Below are 19,407 nucleotides of genomic sequence, written 5' to 3'. Positions count from 1 at the left end.
GAGTAGTCACTCGGTAGTAGTTGACCACACCGCCGTTTCGGGCTCATTTCGGGGCGGGGTCAGGTCTTCCCCGGCCGGTCTGTCGTGGCGTCTGGACGGCAGCGCCAGCACTGCGGCGAAGCCGACGGCTCCCACGGCGAGGCAGGCGATGAACACGAGACGCACGCCGTCCAGCACCGCCGGAGAGGCGGCCGACCCCGACGCGACGAACGCCAGCAGCGCCCCGAAGCCCGACAGGCAGAGCACCGTGGCGAGGCTCCGCAGGAACAGGATCAGCGACGACCCCACGGCGAGCTGGTCCCCCCGCAGGAACCGCTGCCCGGTCGCCACCAGCTGCTGGCCGACCGCCCCCACCCCGAGGCTCACGGCGGCGCCGGCGATCACCACGAAGAGCAGCGGGGTCTCGCTGCCGAGGAAGGCGAGCATCCCGTACCCGACGACGATGCTGGACATGCCCGCGACGAGCACCGCTCGATCACGACCCGTGCGGGTCACGACGTATCCGGCGAGCAGCGACGCGACGAGCGTGGCGACGGACAGCGGGATCAGCAGGAGCCCGGACTCCCCGGCGGTCGCCCCGCGGACCGTCTGGAAGTACATCGCGAGGTAGACCGACGTTCCGAACGCCGCCACACCGCCCACACCCGACGCGATGAGCACGAGCAGGAGGTGACGGTTCCGCACCAGGGCCCCGGGCACGAGCGGTTGAGCCGCCCGGTGCTCGATGTAGACCGCCAGGCCCAGCAGCACGAGTGACAGCACCCCGACGGCGAGCGCCAGCACGGGCATCCGCTGCAGCAGGGAGAGCGCGACCATGGCCGCCGTCACCGTCGCCGCGATGGTGACGGTGCCGGCCACGTCGAAGCGGCCCCGGCCCGAGTACTGCGGCACGACGGACGGGGCGAACCGCCAGACCATCACCAGAGCGATCAGCGCGACCGGTGCGGTCGACCAGAACACCCACCGCCAGCCGCCGAGGTCGACGATCACCCCGCCGAGCGCCGGCGCGAGGATGGCGGCGACCGAGGTGATGGAGCCGAGCGCCCCGAAGAACGCGGGTCGCTCCTTCGGACTGGTCAGGTCGGTCACGATCAGCTGCACCAGCGTCACGATGCCGCCGGCACCGGCGCCGATCAGCACCCGGCACGCGACGATCGTCCACGGGTCGAGCGCCGACCCGGCTCCGATCGAGCCCACGAGGTACAGGCCGAGCGCGAGCATCAGCAGCCGGGTCCCCGGGATCCGCTCCGACAGTCGCCCCCACACCGGCGTCGTGAGTGCGAGCACCAGCAGGGAGGTCGTGACGATCCAGGTGTACTGGAGGGGGCTGCCGTCGAGGTCGCCGATGATCTGGGGCAACCCCGTGAGCACCATCGTGTTGGACGCGACGGCGAAGAAGAGCGCGATGTAGAGCGCCACCAGGGCGGGTCCGCGCCGGCGCGCGCTCACCGGCCCTTGAAGTTCTCGCGGAGCGTCGACCCGGAGTACTCGGTTCGGAAGAGCCCGCGCCGCTGCAGCACCGGGATCACCTCGTCGACGAAGCGCTCGATGCCCGCGGGCACGCCCGATCGCGGCGCGATCATGAAGCCGCCGTTCGCCCCGCTCGCGTGGAAGGCCTCCTCCATGTAGTCGGCGATCTGCTCGGGCGTGCCGATGTACTCGGCGCCGTAGACGAGCCACTCGCGGGCATAGTCACGGATGCTCGTGGTCGGCGTCGTGGCGGTCATGGCCATGTCGAGGTAGCCCCAGTTCGGCGCGATCCCGGCGCCGCGCACCTCGGCGATCACGTCGTGCACGTACGCGTCGGGGTCGATCTCATACCCGTCGAGGCCCCACCACTGGCTGAGGAACACGTGCAGCAGGCGGTCGGAGTACTGCTCGCGGAGCTTCCGCCGGATCTCGTCCTCCTCGGCCGGCCCGGACACGACGTCGAACGACCCCGCCCAGACGATGCCGACGTCGTCGGGGTCACGGCCGACCGAACGGCACATCTCGTCCAGGCGCGCCCGGTGCTTGCCCTTGCCTGCGTGGCCGTTGGCTCCCGCGAACTGCAGGTCGGCGTACGTCGCGGCGAGGCGCATCCCCGAGTCCGACTGTCCGGCCATCACCTGCATCGGGCGCCCCTGCGGCGAGGGCGCGACGGGCAGCGGCCCCATGACCTTGAAGTGCTCGCCCTCATGATCGATGCGGTGCACCTTCGAGGCATCCGCGACGATGCCGGTCTCCTGGTCCCAGAGCATCGCGTCGGGCTCGATCGACTCGAACAGCTTCGTCAGCACCTGCTGGAACTCGGCCGCCCGGTCGTAGCGCCACTCGTGGTCGGGGATGGAGTCGTAGCCGTAGTTCTGGCCCTCCTGCGGGAACCCGCTGACGACGGCGTTGAAGGCGACCCGGCCGCGGGTGACGTGGTCGAGGCTGGCCATCATGCGGGCCGCGTGGAAGGGGTGGTTGTAGGTCATCGACATCGTGGTGACGAAGCCGAGGCGCTCGGTGACGACCGACATGGCCGACACCATCGGGATCGGGTCGTGGCGGGGCCAGGCGACACCGAGCTCCACGGTGTCCGTCATCGAGCCGTTGACCATCGGCGTGCCGGCGACGTCGGCGAAGAAGGCGCCGTCGAACTTGCCCCGCTCGAGCATCCGCGCGATGTCGAGGTAGAGCGCGGGGTCACCGTACTTGGGGTAGTTCTCCCACGACCCGGGGTAGCGCCACTTCGCGTTCGAGTGGATGAGCGAGAGATCGCAGATGAGCTTGATGTGCTGCTGGTTGGAGGCCACGAGGGGGTTCCGTTCTGGGCTGGATCAGTGGTCGGTGCTGGATCAGTGGTCGGAGGTGCGGTTCCACCGCAGGACGACCCGGGCGGTGCCCTTCACGATGAGGTCGAAGACCACGCCGAAGAGGGAGAGCAGGGTGATGATGCCGAACAGGCCGGCCATGTTGTAGGTCGAGGTGTACATCTGCACGAGGGTGCCGAGACCGACGCTCGTGCCCGACCCGAGCAGTTCGGCCAGCACCGCTCCCGTGAGGCAGAGCACGAAGCTCGCCTCGAAGGCCGCGAACAGGTACGGCAGCGAGCGGTACAGGCGGAGGTGCCGGAAGCGCTGCCAGCGGGTGGCGTGCGACACGCGCATCAGCTCCTCCTCCTCACTGGTCGTGCTGCGGAGGCCCTGGTACATGTTCACCATCACCGGGAAGAAGGTGAAGGTGGCGATGAGCACCACCTTCGACCAGATGCCGAAGCCGAACCAGACGATGAACAGCGGCGTCAGGGCGACCTTGGGGATGGCCTGGAAGGCGACGATGTACGGGTTGATCAGGCGGTAGAGCGTGCGGCTCTCGGCGAGCGCGATCGCGATCGCCATGCCCACGACCGCGCCGATACCGAAGCCGAAGATCGCCTCCTGGAAGGTCACCCAGGCGGCCGACCAGATCACCGGGGAGGTGAGCTGGGTGGCGAGGGCCTGCAGCACCGGGATCGGTCCGGGCACGAGGAGCGGATCGACGTCGAAGACGCTGATGAAGATCTGCCATAGCACGAGCGCCACCAGCACGTACGCCAGCGCGATCCCGGCCCGCCGGAGCGCGGATGTCGTCGTGCGCCCGGCTGACCGCGGCGACGGGAAGGCACGACGGGGCGCCGTCGTGGCGGGCTGGAGGACCTCGGTCATGACAGTTCCTTTCGACGCGAGCAGTAGAGGTGTAGGTGGGTGAGGCATCGGTGTCGAGGCATCAGTGGTTGATGTGCACGCGCAGCTCGCTGGCGAGCCGGGTGAACTCGGGCAGGGCCCGGGTCGACGAGTTCCGCGGTCGCGGCAGCTCGTTGACGATGTCGGCGACGATCCGGCCGGGGCGCGGTGACATCACGACGATCCGGTCGGAGAGGTACACCGCCTCGGCGATGTCGTGGGTGATGAACAGCACCGTGGCCCCCGACTCCCGCCAGATCGACAGCAGCTCGTCGTGCATGTGCTCCCGGGTGATCGCATCGAGCGCACCGAAGGGCTCATCCATCAGGATGACCGCGGGGTCGGTGATGAGCGAGCGGGCGATCGCGACCCGCTGCCTCATCCCGCCCGACAGCTCGCTCGGGTACTTCCCCCCGAGCGAGGCCAGCTTCACCGTGGCGAGCAGCTCCTCGACCCGTCGCTCGACCGACCGCTTGGCGGCCGGATGGCGGCCCATCCGTGCCGGGAGCGCGATGTTCTCGGCGACCGTGTACCACTCGAGCAGCGACGGGGTCTGGAACGCGATGCCGACCTTCCGGCTCGGCCCGCGCACCGGCTCGCCGCCGATCGAGACCGACCCCGAGGTCGGGGCCATCAGGCCGGCGATCATCCGGAGGAGCGTGGACTTGCCGCACCCGGAGGGCCCGAGCACCGAGACGAACTGCCCGCTGGGGATCGTCAGCGACGTCGTGTCGACGGCGAGGAGCGAGTTGCGGTCCCGTGACGTGAACTCCATTGTCACGTCCTGGAGGGAGATCGACCCCTCGAAGGTGTCGACGCGGGGCTCCGGCTCGGCGAGGGTCACTTCTGCTCCACGATCGCGTCGTGGTCGAAGTCGTTCGCGGCGGGGATGTGGTCGGCGCTGAAGAACGTGTCGGGCACCACCTCACCGGTCGGGGCGATCATGCCCGTGTCGACGAAGTAGTCGATCTGGTTCTGCCAGCGCTCGGCGGTCTGATCGCCCCAGAGGGTGTCGTCCGGCCGGTCGTCGACGCCCATCGAGACGAGCGTCGAATCGAGGATGGCGAGGTCGGCCTCCAGCGCGGCCGTCTCGTCCTCGCCGGGCAGCGGCGCCCGCTCGGGGTAGCCGGCCCAGAACGCCCGAACGGCGCTCTCGGGGAACCGTCTGAGGTAGACGGTCGACTTGGCGATCGCCCTCGAGACACCCTCGACCAGCTCGGGGTCGTCGGCGACGATCGTGTCGGTCGTCAGGATGCCGATGCCGTCCATGGTGGACGACCACTCGGTGCCCTCGAGAACGCGGGTCGGGTAGCCGGCGAGCTCCCACGAGGTGTAGAGGCCGGGCCAGTAGAGCACCGCATCCACCTCGCCCGTGTCGAGCGCCTGCATCGGCGTCGTGCCGTAGCCGGTCTCGATGATGGTCACGTCGTCCAGGGTCAGACCGTAGAGTTCGAGGGAGCGCGAGACGTAGGCGTCGGCATAGGGGCCGAGACCCCAGGTGCCGATGACGGCGCCCTTCAGGTCGCCGACCGAGGTGAGGGCCGAGTCGTCCAGCACCGCGAGGCTGATGTTGAGGTCGGGGATGAGGTTGTAGATCATCTCGGCACCCATGGGCGCACCGTTGCCGGCGAACAGCGACTCCGAGGGCGAGGACATCACGAAATCGGCCTGCCCGCTCGTCAGCGACTGGAGCAGGCCGTCGGCCGCCGCGTCGATCGTCATGTCGATGCACTCCTCGGCGAAGTAGCCCAGCTCGTTCGCGAGGATGCCGTAGGGGATGTACGACACGTCCAGGTCGGCGGTGCCGATCACCAGGTGCGCGGGCGTCGTCTCCGCGCAGTCGGCGCCGGCCGCCGCGGCGTCATCCGACGCACTCGCCCCGTTCGCGCATCCGGCCAGTGCGACCGCAGCCGCGATCACGCCGACGGCTGCGACACCGGCCCTCAGACCCTTCGTGAGACCACTCATGTTTGCCCCGTTCCTCCGTGGATGACCACCCGGCTCGAGGGGTCATGTCGATGGAGAGGACGCTATCCGCGGCGGACAGCGGGGGTGTTGCGCGGTCGGTCACCCGACGTTACGCCGTGGCCACGGAGCCTCGCAGCCCGCGATTCCGGGCGGTCGGTGCGATGCGCGACGCGTTACGCCGTGTCGTCCTGGCCCGTTTTCGGGGTTCCGCCGAGTGGGCGACGCGCGGGCAGGGCGTAGCGTCGAGGCATGGACAACATCGTCGTGGGTGCACTCGTCGCCATCGCCATCCTCATAGTCGTCGTGCTGGTCGTGGTGCAGACGGCCCGCGGTCGAGGGCGCGGTGACGACGGCGGAGGCTCCATGGTCGTCTACGGCGACTCGGGCAGCGCCCCTGGTCACGGCCACGACCACGGCCATGACCACAGCACCGGCGGTGACGGCTGGTCCGACGGCGGCGGCGGCGACAGCGGAGGGGGCGACAGCGGAGGCGGCGGCGACGGAGGAGGTGGCGGAGGCGGCGACGGAGGAGGTGGCGGAGGCGGCGACTGACTACTTGCCAAGGTGGAAAGTACTTGCCATACTGAACCCACGAGACAAGGAGCCCACCCATGGACACCACCCCCACCGTCACCCCGCACGAGGCCCGCGAACTCCTGCACCGCGCCGAGACCCTCAGCCGCGACGCCCACAACGCCACCCGCTGGCCGTACATCACGTTCATCCTCGCCCTCGGCGTGGCGACGTCGCTGGGCACCTTCGCCATGGCCGTCACCACCGGCGACACCTTCGGCCTGGCCTACTTCGCCACCCTCACGGTCGTCTTCGCGCTGCTGATCTTCTTCATGTTCTCGATCCGCGGCCGCTCGGCCTTCTCCCGCGGACGCCGCTGGACCGCCTCCATCGCCGCCTGGTTCGTCAGCTACGCCGCCGCGCTCGCGGTGGTCATCTGGGCCCATGGCTCGGTGCCGCTGGCCGCCGCCGCCTCGGGCCTCGTGCTCGTCGTGAGCATCGTCTGCGCCGCCCGCGAGGCCCGGGCATGACCTCGACCGAACAGCACCCCCGCCACCGCCTCGACGACGTCTTCACCAACCCGGTGCGCTTCTCGATCGTGGCCGCGCTCGACCGCGCCGGCACCCTCGGCTTCAAAGAGGTGAGGGATGCCGTCGAGATCACCGATTCCGCCCTCAGCAAGCAGGCCTCCGCCCTCGAGGCGGCCGGCTACCTCACTATCGGCAAGTCCTTCGCCGGCAAGATGCCCCGCACCTCCCTCACCCTCACCCGCGCGGGCCGCGCCGCCTGGCGCGCCCACCTCGACGCCCTCCGCGCCATCGCGGGATGAAGCCAGGGGTGAAAACAGACCCCCGCCGCAGCCCTCACCCGCACGGCGAGCAAGACTGAAGCGGTGCGGGGGCGCCGGGTGATCCCCATTTCACGGCTCCCCCGCACATCCCGCCCAGGCCCCGAGAAGCCCTCAGAGCGGGCCGCTCCACCCCCGCACCGCGTGCACCACCGCCGACTTCGGATACGCCGAGGCCCCCGACCGCGGCCCGATCTCGAAGAGATCGACCATCAGCTGCAGCGGATACGCCGGCGCCGCCGAAGACCAGAACACCACCCGCCCCTCGCACCCGATCACGGTGCCCGCCGGCCCCCACTCCACCGACCACGTGTGGGCCTGGGCCGCATCCACCGGCACCGTCACCGAGCGCATCTCGGTCGCGAGCCGATCGTCCCCGTGCGCCTTGAGCCCGCATCGAGCGACCACCGAACCGGCACCCACCGCCGACGCGTCGATCTCGAACACGCAGATCTCCCCGCAGTCGCGCGCCGACCCCTCCTCGACCCCCACGAGCCACACCGCGAGCATGCACCCCTCATCCACGCTCGCGCTGACGGTCACGTCGACCCGCCCCGACGACGGCGCCCACAGCAGCCGCGTCGGCACCGCCGTGCGAACCCGCAGCCCGGGCCGATGCCGATGCGTCCCCCGCGCCGACCCCACCGGCCCCGAGAACACCGCCGTCTGCAGGTTCGACACGCGCAGCGGCGCATCCTCCTCGCGCCAGTCGAGCTGATCCTCCTCGATCAGCAGGCGAATTCCGGATGCTCCCGCCGCCGCGACCCGCGCCGCCGACCTCGAGGGCACCGTCCAGTGCGGCAGGTACTCGGCGACCCACAGCTCGTCACGCGGCCGCCCACCGACGAACCGGTCCTCGACATCGGGCACCCGTGACGGCGCCGGAGGGAAGAGCCCGTCCACCAGCCAGACCTCAGACTCGCGGCGGGTCGCCCGCCGTGGCGAAGCGCTTGCCGACGACGAACCACACGATCGACCCCAGCAGCGGCAGGATCAGCACCACCAGCACCCAGATCACCTTCTCGGCCGTCGACGCCCGCGCCGCCTTGACGATGCTCACCAGCGCGGCGATGAAGAGGATGAAGGCCGCGAGGCCGAGGATGAGGAGCACCACGTGCCCGCCGTTGAGATCAGAGACCATCCCCCCATCCTGGGACACGTCCGGCCAGAACACGAGCGTCCTGCGGGAACAGGCACCGGCGGCACCACCCCTAGACTTCTGCTACCGACCAGGGAGCTCGTATGGCGTTGTGGGGAGTGCCGCGCACACCCGTCGACTCGCTCCGTCGCCCCCGACTGAGCGAGCCGCTCGAGAGCGCGACCGCCGCCGTCACCCTGCTCGCCCCCGCCGGGCTCGGCAAGACGGTGGCCCTCGCGGAGTGGGCGCGCGACACGGCGGCGACCGGCCTCTGGGTGCGCGTGCGCGACCGCGACGTCGACGGGCGGGCCTTCGTGCAGCACCTGGCCGACGAGCTGATCGCCTCGGGCCTCTCCCCCGCCGACGGACCGCTCCGGCACCTCGGCGAGGCGGTCAGCGCGGGCACCGACCCCTGGGAGCTCCTGCGGCGAGCGCTCCGCGACGCCGGCGAGTGCGTGCTGGTCGTCGACGACGTCGACCGGCTGACCCCGCCCGCCGCCGAGGGCCTGATCGCCCAGCTGCACGAGCTGCCGACCCTCCGCCTCCGGGCGACGGCCCGCAGCAGCACCGCCCTCACCGAGCCGGGACTCGCCGTGACGCTCGACGCGCTGGTGCTCGGCGTCGACGAGCTCGCCCTCACCCGTGACGAGGCGCGGAGCATCCTCGGCGCGCAGGCCGACGAGGCGACCCTCGACGAGGTCGTGGCGTCGGGCGGCTCCCCGCTGATCGCCCGCGCGCTGGCGCAGCCGCCCGCGACCGCCGTGACCGCAGCCGCGACCGCGACCCCGGCCGCCACGACCGCTCCCGCGCGCAACCGCGGCCGCGCATCCAACGCCTTCGCCGACCTGCTCGCCCGCCGCATCGCCACCGAGCAGTGGGAGTCGCGACTGGTCACCTTCCTGGCCCGCACCTCGGTGGCCGATGAGCTCACCGTCGAGCTGGCGACCACGCTGTCGGGCGAGAACGCCGACGAAGCCGAGCGGATGCTCGACCGAGCCGAGCGCGAGGGCCTCGGCCTGCGCACCGGCTCCCCGGCCACGGGTGCGCGCTTCCGCTATTCGCCCTTGATGCGCGAGGCGTTCGAACGGCTGCTGCGCGCCGAGCACCCCCGCGAGGTGCGCGCTCTCGAGCTGGCGACCGCCCGCTGGGAGGCCGGGAACGGCTACTTCCACCGCGCTCTCGTGCGTGCTCGCGAGCAGGAGGACTGGGCGCTCGCCACCGCGATCGTGCGCGAAGGCTGGCACGTGCTGCTGCGCAACCACGGCAGCCAGGTGCGCGAGCTCTTCGCGCACGTCTCGGTGCTGACCCTGCGCAAGCTGCCGCTGGTGACGATGATGCTCGCCATCATCTACAACGCCCGTCGATCGAACCGGTTGCGTGCGCTCGAGTTCTTCGCTCTCGCGAGCTACGGCGCGAGCCGTCAGGCCTCGAGTGCGAGTCCGCCCGATCGCGCGCTCCTGGCCGGGGTGCAGGCTGCCGCCCTGCGGGTGAGCGGCCGGATGCCCCAGGCCCTCGTCGCGGCCGACCGCTGCTACGACACCCTCCGATCCATGTCCGCCGACGATCACGAGCTGCTGGGGCCGAACGAGCCCTCGCTCTGGAACCAGGCCGGCACCACCTTCTTCTACAACGGACGCACCGAGCTCGCCCTCGACTCGTTCGCCCGCTCGACGGCGGTGAGCGACACCCGGGGTCTCACCGCGGGCATCCTGGCCCTGGGCATGACGGCCGGGGTGCACGCCATCGCGGGCGATCTGCCCGAGGCCGCGACCACGGTCGACGAGGCGTCGCAGCGGGACTGGCCGGAAGGCTGGCTCGACGGCTACTCGGGCAGCTTCTACCAGATCGCCCGGGCCTTCATCGCGCTGGAGTCGTTCGATCTCGACGAGGCGGACGGGCGGGTGCGCATCCTCGACCCGCACCGCGAGACGATCGAGCACTGGAGCCTGCTGGCCCATCTGGACACCGTCATCGAGCTGCTGCGGGGCAACGCGGGCGAGGCGCTGCACCGGCTGCAGAGCACCGTGCGCGCGCAGCACCGGCGCCGCAACGCCTCGGCGTTCTCGACCGACCGCCTGCGCCACACCTTCGTGCTGGCGCACCTGGCGAACGAGGACGCTCCCGCCGCAGCCCGGGCGCTGGGCCCGGCGCACTCGGGATCGGGCCGGGGCTCGGCGGTCGCCGATCCGCGACTGACGGTCAGTCGCGCGCGCATCGGCCTCGCCCGCGGCCTGCCGGACGAGGCCCTGGCACTCCTCGGCCCGGAGACCGGATCGGGTGGTTCGAGCCGGAGCCGCGCCGAGTCGCTTCTGCTCGCCACGGCCGCGCTGGCGCAGGCGGGTGACGACGAGCAGACCGTGCGGGCCGCCCGTTCGGCACTCGCGTTCGCCGCCGATCGGCGCCAGCAGCTGGCGCTCGCGTTCGTTCCGCGTCCGGCTCTCGCCGAGCTGGCCTCCGTGCTGCGCCGTGCCGATGCCCCGGACCTGGCCGCGACGGTGAGTGCGGTGCTCGGGCATGCGTTCATCGAGGGGGCGCAGTCGGACATCCGTTTGACGCCGCGCGAGCTGGAGGTGGCCCAGCGCCTCGGCTCGGGCGCGCCTCTGACCGAGATCGCCGCCCAGCTGTCGGTGTCGCCGAACACCGTGAAGTCGCAGCTGCGCTCGCTCTACCGCAAGCTCGAGGTCGGCAGCCGGGCCGAGGCCGTGACCCGTCTGACCGTGCTCGGCATCACGAATGCGACGGAATGGACGTCTCGACCGGCACCGGGCGACGAGTGAGCACGCCTCTGAGGGCGGGCAGCGGCAACAGGGCGGTCAGGGCGACGACCGCGGCCACGAGGTACAGCGCGAGGTAGTCGTCGGAGCGTCCGGAGACCGGGTCGGAGCCGCCCACGAGCAGGAGCGCCGTGGCGATCGCGGGTGAGACCGTGGACGGCAGCGTCTCGGCGGTGTTGAAGACACCGAGGTAGGCCCCGTGCTTCTCGGCCGGGATGGTGCGCAGCGCCAGTGCGAGGTCGACCGCGTAGTAGGCCCCGAGCGCCAGCCCGCCGATCACCGCGCCGGCGACGAGCGGGGGCACCTCGGAGCTCACCGCGCGAAGTGCGGCGGCGACGGCGAGGCCGATGGCGGCGGCCACGATCCAGATGCGGTACGCACCCCGCTTCCCGGCGAGGGACCCGGTGACGAGGGCCGAGACGACGATGGCCGAGCCTCCCGCGAGCGTGACCAGCGCCACGACGGGGCCGGCCGCTTCGGGGCTGAGGCGCATCCGGTCGCTGACGAAGAAGAGGGTGAACGACGTCGCCAGCCCGAACGCGAGGTGCATGAGGAGCCGCTGCAGCGTCACCAGCGCGAAAGGGCGGGCGGCACGGAGCTCGGCGCGCGAGGGCATCGCCGGGCGCAGGCGGACTCGGCCTTGCCCGGCCGTCTCGCCGAGCGGCGGGTCGCGCAGCAGCAGGCAGGCCACCAGCACCACCGCCACCGCGGCGGTGGGCATGGCCAGCACGACGATGTCGATGCGCCCCGGCAGGACGCCCGCCAGCACCAGGGGCGGGAGCGTGCCGAGGAAGGCGGCCGCCCCGAACACGCCGGACGCCATCGCACGGCTGCGCTCGCGCACCTGGTCGCCGAGCAGAGCGGCCACCGCTGCGAGCGAGGCGTTGTACGCCGTCTGCGCGAGCACCCACGCCAACGTGAGCCCGGCGACGGACTGCGCATTCACGACCATCAGCGACGCGACCCACCCGCCGGCCACCCCGGCCAGCAGCCACGGCCGCCGCCGCCCCCACCGGCCCCGCGTGCGATCGGACAGGAACCCGAACACGGGGTTGGCGACCAGCGAGGCGATGGCCCCGCACACGGTCACGAACGCGAGGGTCTCGGTGCGCTGATCCTCGCCCACCAGCCCCGCGATGCGCAGCGGCAGCCCGGTGATCACGGGCGCCGTGAGCGACCCGAGCAGCACGAGGTTGACGAGGGCAAAGAGGGCGATCTGCTGCTTGTCGCTCCTGCCGCTCACTCCCGACAGGCTATCGGTTCGGGCTCGACTGAGTCGTACTCCTCACTGCGCTGATCAGAGGTGCGAATCCACAGGTCATCGGCGCAGTCGTCCGAGCAGGCGAGGAAGTTGTAGACCATCTCCTCTCGCCGCACTCGAATACCGCAGTTGCGGCACCGTCGGAGTCGACCGCTGTACCTCAAGGCGGGCTGGCGACTCATGCCGCGTGTCCCGTCAGGTACTCCTGGAGGAAGGTGATCACCATGTCGTCAAGGTCTTCGCCTCGTGCCGCGGCAATAAGACCACCCTCGATCTCGAGCGCCTCGGGGATCCCCACTAGGCGCTCGATCTGCTGAGCTGTCATGGTGCGATCCTACTCGGTGTTACAACACCGAACAAGAGGGATGCTCACACTCTCCGTGCGATCATGAAGCATGCCGAATCAGCCCAAGACACCCATTCGCGGCTTCCGGATCACCGACGAGCTCTATCGGGCCGCGCAGGCGAAGGCTGCCGACGAGGGCCGCACGCTCACTGATGTCATCCGCGAGTTCCTGGAGAATTACATACACGGCTGTGCTGTCGCGGACCCTGGACAGCGGACGGCCGGCTAAACGGACAGCTACCAGTCAGCTCAATCGTGAATTGGGAGCTGATCGACATTCCCGGTTCACATACCAGGGTCTCGGGGCATCATCAGTGACCAGCACCGTCACTATTTCCCAGTCCCTGGAGCATCACGAGGTACCCGGCCGCAGTATCGTCGGGCCCATGGGGGAGAACGCGAAGTACAACCGTGACGGCGCATGGCGGTCGTTCATCGGTCCGGCGGTCGTGTTCGGGCTGATCGCGACGGGATCGATCGTCGCTGCCCTCAGCGGGGGCTCCTCGATCCGGTGGTTCTTCGCGGTGATCGCTGCGGCTGTGTCAGCCACCCTCGGAGTAATCGCCATCCGACTCTTCCGCCGGGAGGTCGCACGCCGTGGCACCAACGACACGGCGAAGCCACGCACCTTGCCCGGGGTCGGTAGTGAACGAGACTGGCTGGACCGCGTCGCTCCCATTCGCAACGGCGCCTACCGCGAGTCGGGCGGCGGCTTGATTCTGTTCGGCGTGATTGCGATCGCCGGAGGAACCTGGATGCTCATCGCACTGCCCTTTTGGAGACAGCTGCGCCTGATGCCCGCGGGCCCTCTGGGAATCCTCTGCCTCCTCGCAGGGGTCTATTTTCTTCTCCTGGCCGTCAATGTCTTCAGAAGGACGCCCAAGTGACCGACAGCGAGGCGAAGAAGGCGCGCTATGCCGCCCTCCTTGTCGTCGCGCTTCTCGGGTTCGGAACCAGCGGCCTCTTCGTCGTAGCAGCGTTGGATGCGCCGGAGGTCCTCGGTGGGTGGCTGTTCCTGACCGGATGGCTGCTCATCTTCGTCATCTGCTTCGTGGTGGCCTGGCGGCGGTATAGAAGAATGCCGTGAGGCGAGGTTGTTCCTGATCAGACCGATCAGCTGGTGTACTGGCTATTGATTTCGCCGATCAGTGCTCGAGCGATCTCAGCCCTGGTGCTGAACCACCTTTGCACCGCGGTATTGGCTGTATTGGAGCCGTCCGGATTCGCGTTAGCAGCGTTGGCCGCGGCATCGTCGAACCGTTCAGCCTGTTCTTCGAGCGCTCCGACCAGGACCGAGTACCTGGCACGGTCGTCCGAGGTCAGGTCGAGTTCCACTCGATTTGTCACGAGACCATGCTTTCAGCCATCGATGGTCTCGCGGAAGAATCCTGATCATGGCCGCCTCATTCTTGACGTTTATTGGCTAGGTCCGATCGCTGACGTCAGCGGGTTTGACCGGGCGCGGGCACCTCCGCGCGGATCTCCTGACCGTCCACCTCAGCGGTCACGCGAAAGATGCTGAAGACGTTCCCGGTTATCCGAATGCCGGTCTCGGACGAATCCGCTTGAAAGATCTTGACGAAGTGACCGTCCGAAGGAAGGAGGCCCGACAGGGTGTACCCGAGCAGCACCCGTTGCCCGTGGAAGTCCTGGAATTCAACAGTGACCAGCACGCCGTCGGAGATGATGGCGGCTGCAATATCGACAGTGGGCGTGGATAGCCCCGATGCGGCGAGGGCCGGCGTAGTGACGCCCGCAAGTATGACCGGCTCAACCCAGCTGGTGTTCAGGGGTGTATGGCGGATCAGAGCATCGTTGCGCATGCATGGAACTGTACGTCTCATCTCCGGGCGTCGGTCGAGGATTGAACGAAGACACAGGAAGTGCTAGTCAGCGCTAACTTCCTCCCTCATCTCGCATTGCGGCTCGGGCTCTTTCGTGCAGGAGTCGATCTGTTACCGTTGCGGAAATGGGGGTGGGGGCCGCATCGATACCTGGTGTGCACGGCTTTCGTCCGTCGAATCACAGACAAGGACGCAATGAAGGACATGATGATGTGGCGGAAGGTCCTGGCAGTGCCGGCCGTCGTCACCCTGGCACTCAGTGGAGCACTGCTGAGCACCGGCGCAGCACACGCTGCAGAAGACACCCTGACGGTCACGAGCCCGACGCCGGACGCTGTCCTGACGTCCCGTACCGTGCTCTTCTCCGGTACCGGTTCGGACGGATCGACGGTCAACGTCCTCGATGACGAGGGCGACCGCGTGCCGGGAACGGAAGCCGCGGTCGTCGTCGACGGCACGTGGGAGACCACCGGTATCTACGAGGAGTCCGCTGACGTCTCGCAGACCGTGAAGATCAATCAGGTGACCGGAGGCTCCGGCGCGGGCGAGGAGACGGTGTCGTTCATACTCCCGCCGTCGTACAACTTCGCCGTGCTGACTCCTGCAGAGGGCCAGACGGTGCTCGCGCGCACCGTGGTGTTCGGGGGGACGGGAACCGACGGTTCGACGGTCAACGTTCTCGACGAGGCCGGCAACCGCATTCCCGGTACGGAAGCGGCCGTCGTCACCGACGGCGTATGGTCGACCACCGGTACCTACACCGAGGACGACGAGATCGACCAGACCGTCACCGTCAACCAGGTCACCGGCGGCGCCGGCCGGGGTGAGCAGACCGTCAGCTTCAAGCTGCCTCCGACGCTCCTTCCCGCCCCTGTGATCCTGGCGCCGACAGCAGGACAGGCTCTCACGGGCCCTGATGTCACCTTCGCGGGCACCGGCACCCCGGGTGAGAACGTCGTGCTCGCCGTCGTACCGACCGCTCTCGTGAACCAGCCGCAGACGCTCGCTCAGGAGGTACCCGCCGATCCGGAGGACCCGATCCTCGTCGGCAGCGACGGAACCTGGACCGTGACGCTCGCGCTCGACTCGGAGGACTACACCGCCGTCGCCGTGCTCGTCGAGCTCTCCGAGGACGGTTCACTGATCACGGTGCGGTCCGACGTCTCCGACCCCGTCCAGTTCACTCTGGCCGCCGCACCGGCACCCGCTCCGACTCCGGTAACCCCTGCCAAGCCGGCAGCCAGCGGTGGCGACAAGCTCGCCGAGACCGGTCTGGAACTGAACGCACTCGGCCTTGGCGGCGCTCTGGCGCTCGCCGGAGTCGTGCTGCTGGTGGCGCGTCGGAAGGCACGACTCAGCTGATCGCCTTCCCCGAGAAGCCCCGTCACGTCTCGGCGGCGAGCTCCAGGGAGCGTCGCAACGCCACCAGCCAGGATTACGACCGAAATAGGCCCCGCCAGCACTCTTGCTGACTGGGCCTATTTAGGGCCGGTGCGGTTCCACCACACTGGGCGCGACCGCACCGGCCGTTCTCGCACTGTATGGCTCCAGTTGCCGAGCACCACCGTTTCCAAGTAGGCCACGGCGTTGAGCTTCCGCCTGCCTTGGGCCACCCGACGAATCGATCGAGAATCCCGGGCAAGCCTCAGGAATCGCACGGGGGTGCGCTAACTGGCAAAAGTTGACGCGGGGTCGGCCCTGGGGCCTGAGTTTGCTAAGGGCTGACCACAGACGGGATGTCAGCTGCGACTTACCGGGCCCGTGCGCTTGCGTGCCTCTCGGCGCCGTGCATTCCACCGCCTCACTAAAGGAAGTTCAGGGAGCCAAGCGGTGACAGGCAAGCAGAAGAAGCCTGCGTAAGCCCAGATGTTGTTGAAGAAGTCGATTCCGAGAACGAGAAAAACGCTCATGTGAAAGGCGGAGATGATTATCAACCCGAGTCGAAACAGGCCCGGTAGGAAGACAGCGAGAATTAGCCATCCCTCGGCGAATAGGGTCGCGTAGTCGAGGCTCTTCCAGAAGACTCCGCTGTCTATTCCTATGAGCAAATCAGACAGCGGCCCAGGGACGGGGCCAGCGAACACATCGCGAGCGAGGTAGAAGTGGGTAGCTTCACGGCCGGGGTTCCACCATCCGCCCCGAAGCTTCGGTATTGCTGCGGTGAACAGCGCGAACGCCGCGACGATCCCGAACAAGAACAGCGGGTAGCCTCGAGTACTTCGGCGCCGGCCACTGATGGCGTCGAGCGACCAGGCCGCTCCCCACCCGGCGAGGCCAAAAGCCAGGGGCGCGAGGTCGTAGAGGATGAAGTGGTCGACCTTGCTGAATGAGTAGCCCAGGCCGCTTCCGATCACGAGCACGAGCGTCATCGCGATCGATGCGTAAATCGTCCGCCATCCGACGAGCATCCAGACAGCGATGAGTCCGCGAAGGATCGTGACGGCCAGGAGAACTTCGACACCCGGCTGGTTAGTGATGAGCGCGAAGGGCCCCGGCGGTGGGTTGAAGAACTGGGCCGGTACTTCCCCGACCCACAACAATTCGCGCGGGAGTACGAGAACCTGCAGAGCGAAGAGAACGCGGAGCACAGCAAATGGTTTCGGACTCGGTCGATAACCGGCGCTGGTCCATTCCACGAAGGCGCGTGCGCGGTCGGTGATGGTCACAGGCCAACCGTCGTAATGGTCGGCTGTCCGACGGGGTTGCCCCTGGCCGAGGTTATGTCCAGGTCGAAGTCCTGCCAGGTGAAGGTCACTGATGTGGGTTCTGCGCCATCTCCGACGCGAGCAACCTGTCGCCGCAGCCAGTCGATTGTTCCGGCGTCGAGGATTGGGTCGTTCTTCAGCAGATGGTCGATGGAGAAGCGGGCACTCGAGTAGTGGAACTGCTCGAACAACGTCTCAGCGTCCGCTTCGCGGGCAGTACCATCGGCGTACCTTGCGACGATAGTCAGCTTTTCAACGGTGCGGTGGCCGGTCGTATCCGGCGCGCCCTCGAAGCTCGGCATGCTGACCGTAGGGAAGGCCTCGGTGTCCGATCGGAAATCTAGGATGCCCTGACTCGCGAGAACTAACATCAGAGCTGCGACCCCGATGATCTTCACGGTCGCGCAGCGCTCGTCTTTCTTTGACATTAATTTCATGATCAGCGGCGCATTTTTCTTTCTGGTCTTGATTAGGCTGTCGAGATTTATCGTGTCGCTACGGACTAGCAGCAATTGAACTGGCCGCGGCCAGCTCTGATTTCTTCCTGACCTTTCTTGCCTCGGCCTCACAAGACTGGATCGGGGTCCTTCTCGTGTTTCCTCATGGGCAGACGCACCTCAAGGCGGCGCCTGACCTTAGCGAGGGGCATTTCGACCAGCCTGTACATCACTTCTGCGACCGCGATCGTCATCGCAAACGCAAGCATGTCTCGCGCAGGGTCGATTATCGCCAGCGGTGCCACGACTGCAATAGCAAGTCGGTGGAGCAGATAGATCGAGAACGACAACACCCCAATATGAGCGACGACCTGATTGTTCAGTATTCGGCCTACCCAACTGCTGGGCCGTGTGATCACGAACCAGAAAATCGGTACCAAGCAGGCGTATTGCACTGTATCGACGATGGAGAGCCGGATCGCATCCCTCTGGATGAGCGCTGAAGCGGCGAACAGGGCGATAGCTATCGGCACGAGAACGCGGGCGATCGTTCTTCGACTGATGCGGAACGGGAACGGATCACCCTCCACTGGGTTCCACAGCAGCGCCATAGCTGCCCCGGCCAGGAGGCCGTCGAAGCGCGTGTCCGTTCCGGTGTAAAGGTGGAAGAAGCTTGCCCCACCGATGGTGAGAACGATCCGCCAGAGCAGTCCGACTCCGCAGGCGATGAGAAGGATTCGACCAATTCTCCGCTGGGTGAGTCGGTGCCTGAGGAGCAAGATCATTACCGCGGGGAAGATTAGGTAAAAGTGCTCTTCGACTGCGAGCGACCACAGCATGGACGTTTCGGGCGGTAGGCCCTCACGTCCGAAGAAGACAAGGTAGTAGTTAGTGAGGTTGAGGACCTCGGCCAGCACACCCCAGATAGTGGTTGTCGCACCTAGGACTCCGGTGGCGCCGAGAACGACTGCGATGGAGATAGTGATGTAGGCCGGCGGGAGAATGCGGAGAACTCGGCGAAGGTAGAACTTCGACAATGAGATGCTGCCTGTCTTGTTCCACTCGCGTCGCAGCAGGGTGGTGATCAGGAACCCGCTGAGGAAGAAGAATATTGTGACTCCGACATTGCCGGGCCACATCAGCGGCACGTTGGTGCCGTGACCGATGAATACTATGAGGACGGCGATCGCGCGGACACCGTCTAATGATGGAATCGATTCGGCCCGTGCTTGTTCCCTGGTGCTGGCAATGTTCCCCCCGAAGCCGCCCTGACGTGTGCCCATGGTATCTGTCGCCCGCGTCATGTGTGCCGTCGGGCGCCCTCACGGCTCGACGGAGGGGACCAGCACCGAAGTACACGACAATGCGCGCGCGGCATCGAGAATCAGCGCCGCAGGGTCTGAAAGAGATACGGACTCCTGGTCGAGACGGCTTCGTCTACTCAGCAGGGCCGGGACGGCCACTGAGCCGGCCAAGCAGAGGACCCCGATCGGTCCGCCTTGGGTTGCGCTGAACCTCCGGTTGCCCGCCGGGTCTCGCGACCGGCTTCGCCTGGTCGCGTAGACCACAGTCGCAGCAGGCCGTGCCCTCCCTTGGCGATGCGAGACCGCCTGTATCGAATGCCTAACTATCGCCCGAGGTAGTTGGAAAGCAGAACTTCCACCCGACGCAGGCGCCACCGCACAATGACAATCGTGTGATTGCTCTCGTGCAGGGCGGCCGCTGTGTCCGGTGTGAGTCGAGGCCTTGGACGGAGCTTGTACCATCCATCGAAGGATGAGTAGGCCCCGATCACCCGCGGGCGGGCGTCTGGCCGACCGAAAACCTTCGCACAATAATTCTCTGTTCTCACAATTCGTAGGTTCGTAGCCACGGCCGGTACCGG

General features: G+C 67.9%; 22 protein-coding genes. 8 read left to right on the top strand and 14 right to left on the bottom strand.

The genetic code is table 11. The features are described 5' to 3' along the window. Nucleotides 1-6: 6 nt before the first annotated feature. From HQQ85_RS12530 to HQQ85_RS12510, 5 genes are all read right to left on the bottom strand, one after another. Nucleotides 7-1,449, bottom strand: a complete 1,443-nt coding sequence (locus tag HQQ85_RS12530) for an MFS transporter (protein ID WP_173182787.1) — start codon at nt 1,447-1,449, stop codon at nt 7-9. Continuing rightward, entirely contained in the window at nt 1,446-2,780 is a 1,335-nt protein-coding gene (locus tag HQQ85_RS12525) for an NtaA/DmoA family FMN-dependent monooxygenase (RefSeq protein ID WP_173182786.1), read from the bottom strand. The genes HQQ85_RS12530 and HQQ85_RS12525 overlap by 4 nt, the downstream gene beginning before the upstream one ends. A gap of 42 nt (nt 2,781-2,822) precedes the next feature. Then, the gene (locus tag HQQ85_RS12520; RefSeq protein ID WP_173182785.1) at nt 2,823-3,671 is read right to left on the bottom strand and encodes an ABC transporter permease; all 849 of its coding nucleotides are present in this window, start codon (nt 3,669-3,671) and stop codon (nt 2,823-2,825) included. A gap of 61 nt (nt 3,672-3,732) precedes the next feature. Next, nucleotides 3,733-4,533, bottom strand: coding sequence for an ABC transporter ATP-binding protein (locus HQQ85_RS12515; RefSeq protein ID WP_216851633.1), 801 nt, complete (start codon nt 4,531-4,533; stop codon nt 3,733-3,735). Beyond that, a complete protein-coding gene (locus HQQ85_RS12510; protein ID WP_173182784.1) occupies nt 4,530-5,657 on the bottom strand; it encodes an ABC transporter substrate-binding protein in 1,128 nt (375 codons plus the stop codon). Before HQQ85_RS12510 ends, HQQ85_RS12515 begins: the two co-directional genes overlap by 4 nt. 249 nt (nt 5,658-5,906) lie before the next feature. On the opposite strand from HQQ85_RS12510, the gene HQQ85_RS12505 reads away from it, so the two are divergent. Genes HQQ85_RS12505 through HQQ85_RS12495 form a run of 3 tightly spaced genes read left to right on the top strand, consistent with a single transcriptional unit; the run spans nt 5,907 to nt 6,999 of the window. After that, complete coding sequence (locus tag HQQ85_RS12505; RefSeq protein WP_173182783.1) at nt 5,907-6,209, top strand: hypothetical protein; 303 nt, start codon at nt 5,907-5,909, stop codon at nt 6,207-6,209. 59 nt (nt 6,210-6,268) lie between these two features. After that, on the top strand, nt 6,269-6,700 hold the full coding sequence (locus HQQ85_RS12500) for a chemotaxis protein CheY (protein ID WP_173182782.1): 432 nt from the start codon (nt 6,269-6,271) through the stop codon (nt 6,698-6,700). After that, entirely contained in the window at nt 6,697-6,999 is a 303-nt protein-coding gene (locus tag HQQ85_RS12495; RefSeq protein ID WP_173182781.1) for a transcriptional regulator, read from the top strand. Before HQQ85_RS12500 ends, HQQ85_RS12495 begins: the two co-directional genes overlap by 4 nt. A 132-nt stretch (nt 7,000-7,131) precedes the next feature. On the opposite strand, the gene HQQ85_RS12490 is transcribed toward HQQ85_RS12495, so the two are convergent. After that, nucleotides 7,132-7,920 (bottom strand): hypothetical protein, encoded by a 789-nt coding sequence (locus HQQ85_RS12490; protein ID WP_371741875.1) that lies wholly within the window; start codon nt 7,918-7,920, stop codon nt 7,132-7,134. A gap of 10 nt (nt 7,921-7,930) precedes the next feature. Beyond that, entirely contained in the window at nt 7,931-8,158 is a 228-nt protein-coding gene (locus tag HQQ85_RS12485; RefSeq protein WP_173182780.1) for a PLDc N-terminal domain-containing protein, read from the bottom strand. Nucleotides 8,159-8,259: 101 nt separating this feature from the next. Between HQQ85_RS12485 and HQQ85_RS12480 the strand changes: the two genes are divergently transcribed. After that, nucleotides 8,260-10,932 carry a LuxR C-terminal-related transcriptional regulator gene (locus HQQ85_RS12480; protein WP_173182779.1) on the top strand — a complete coding sequence of 891 codons (2,673 nt, stop codon included), beginning with the start codon at nt 8,260-8,262 and terminating at the stop codon, nt 10,930-10,932. Here the strand turns inward: HQQ85_RS12480 and HQQ85_RS12475 are convergent. Both HQQ85_RS12475 and HQQ85_RS12470 read right to left on the bottom strand, forming a co-directional pair. Beyond that, a complete protein-coding gene (locus tag HQQ85_RS12475; RefSeq protein WP_173182778.1) occupies nt 10,883-12,172 on the bottom strand; it encodes an MFS transporter in 1,290 nt (429 codons plus the stop codon). The two genes, HQQ85_RS12480 and HQQ85_RS12475, sit on opposite strands and share 50 nt — an antisense overlap. 196 nt (nt 12,173-12,368) lie before the next feature. Beyond that, nucleotides 12,369-12,515 carry a hypothetical protein gene (locus HQQ85_RS12470; RefSeq protein ID WP_173182777.1) on the bottom strand — a complete coding sequence of 49 codons (147 nt, stop codon included), beginning with the start codon at nt 12,513-12,515 and terminating at the stop codon, nt 12,369-12,371. Between the two features lie 70 nt (nt 12,516-12,585). Between HQQ85_RS12470 and HQQ85_RS12465 the strand changes: the two genes are divergently transcribed. The 3 genes from HQQ85_RS12465 to HQQ85_RS12455 all read left to right on the top strand — a co-directional run bounded on the left by HQQ85_RS12465 (nt 12,586) and on the right by HQQ85_RS12455 (nt 13,623). After that, nucleotides 12,586-12,765, top strand: a complete 180-nt coding sequence (locus HQQ85_RS12465) for a hypothetical protein (protein ID WP_173182776.1) — start codon at nt 12,586-12,588, stop codon at nt 12,763-12,765. 85 nt (nt 12,766-12,850) lie between these two features. Further along, the gene (locus tag HQQ85_RS12460; protein WP_173182775.1) at nt 12,851-13,423 is read left to right on the top strand and encodes a hypothetical protein; all 573 of its coding nucleotides are present in this window, start codon (nt 12,851-12,853) and stop codon (nt 13,421-13,423) included. Further along, nucleotides 13,420-13,623, top strand: coding sequence for a hypothetical protein (locus HQQ85_RS12455; RefSeq protein WP_173182774.1), 204 nt, complete (start codon nt 13,420-13,422; stop codon nt 13,621-13,623). The genes HQQ85_RS12460 and HQQ85_RS12455 overlap by 4 nt, the downstream gene beginning before the upstream one ends. A 26-nt stretch (nt 13,624-13,649) precedes the next feature. On the opposite strand, the gene HQQ85_RS12450 is transcribed toward HQQ85_RS12455, so the two are convergent. Further along, on the bottom strand, nt 13,650-13,883 hold the full coding sequence (locus HQQ85_RS12450) for a hypothetical protein (RefSeq protein ID WP_173182773.1): 234 nt from the start codon (nt 13,881-13,883) through the stop codon (nt 13,650-13,652). 95 nt (nt 13,884-13,978) lie between these two features. After that, a complete protein-coding gene (locus HQQ85_RS12445; RefSeq protein WP_173182772.1) occupies nt 13,979-14,359 on the bottom strand; it encodes a hypothetical protein in 381 nt (126 codons plus the stop codon). 216 nt (nt 14,360-14,575) lie between these two features. Here HQQ85_RS12445 and HQQ85_RS12440 point away from each other — a divergent pair, with 216 nt between their 5' ends. After that, nucleotides 14,576-15,742 (top strand): hypothetical protein, encoded by a 1,167-nt coding sequence (locus HQQ85_RS12440; RefSeq protein WP_173182771.1) that lies wholly within the window; start codon nt 14,576-14,578, stop codon nt 15,740-15,742. Nucleotides 15,743-16,119: 377 nt separating this feature from the next. Here the strand turns inward: HQQ85_RS12440 and HQQ85_RS12435 are convergent, their stop codons facing one another. From HQQ85_RS12435 to HQQ85_RS12425, 3 genes are all read right to left on the bottom strand, one after another. Further along, nucleotides 16,120-17,046, bottom strand: a complete 927-nt coding sequence (locus HQQ85_RS12435) for a hypothetical protein (protein ID WP_173182770.1) — start codon at nt 17,044-17,046, stop codon at nt 16,120-16,122. Continuing rightward, nucleotides 17,043-17,513, bottom strand: a complete 471-nt coding sequence (locus HQQ85_RS12430) for a hypothetical protein (RefSeq protein ID WP_173182769.1) — start codon at nt 17,511-17,513, stop codon at nt 17,043-17,045. The genes HQQ85_RS12435 and HQQ85_RS12430 overlap by 4 nt, the downstream gene beginning before the upstream one ends. A 137-nt stretch (nt 17,514-17,650) precedes the next feature. Further along, nucleotides 17,651-18,805: an acyltransferase gene (locus HQQ85_RS12425; RefSeq protein WP_173182768.1), complete on the bottom strand. Its 1,155-nt coding sequence runs from the start codon at nt 18,803-18,805 to the stop codon at nt 17,651-17,653. Between the last annotated feature and the right edge of the window lie 602 nt (nt 18,806-19,407).

The organism is Herbiconiux sp. VKM Ac-2851, from assembly GCF_013205105.1.
Lineage (GTDB): Bacteria > Actinomycetota > Actinomycetes > Actinomycetales > Microbacteriaceae > Herbiconiux > Herbiconiux flava.
This window is presented reverse-complemented; position numbering and strand designations above follow the sequence as displayed.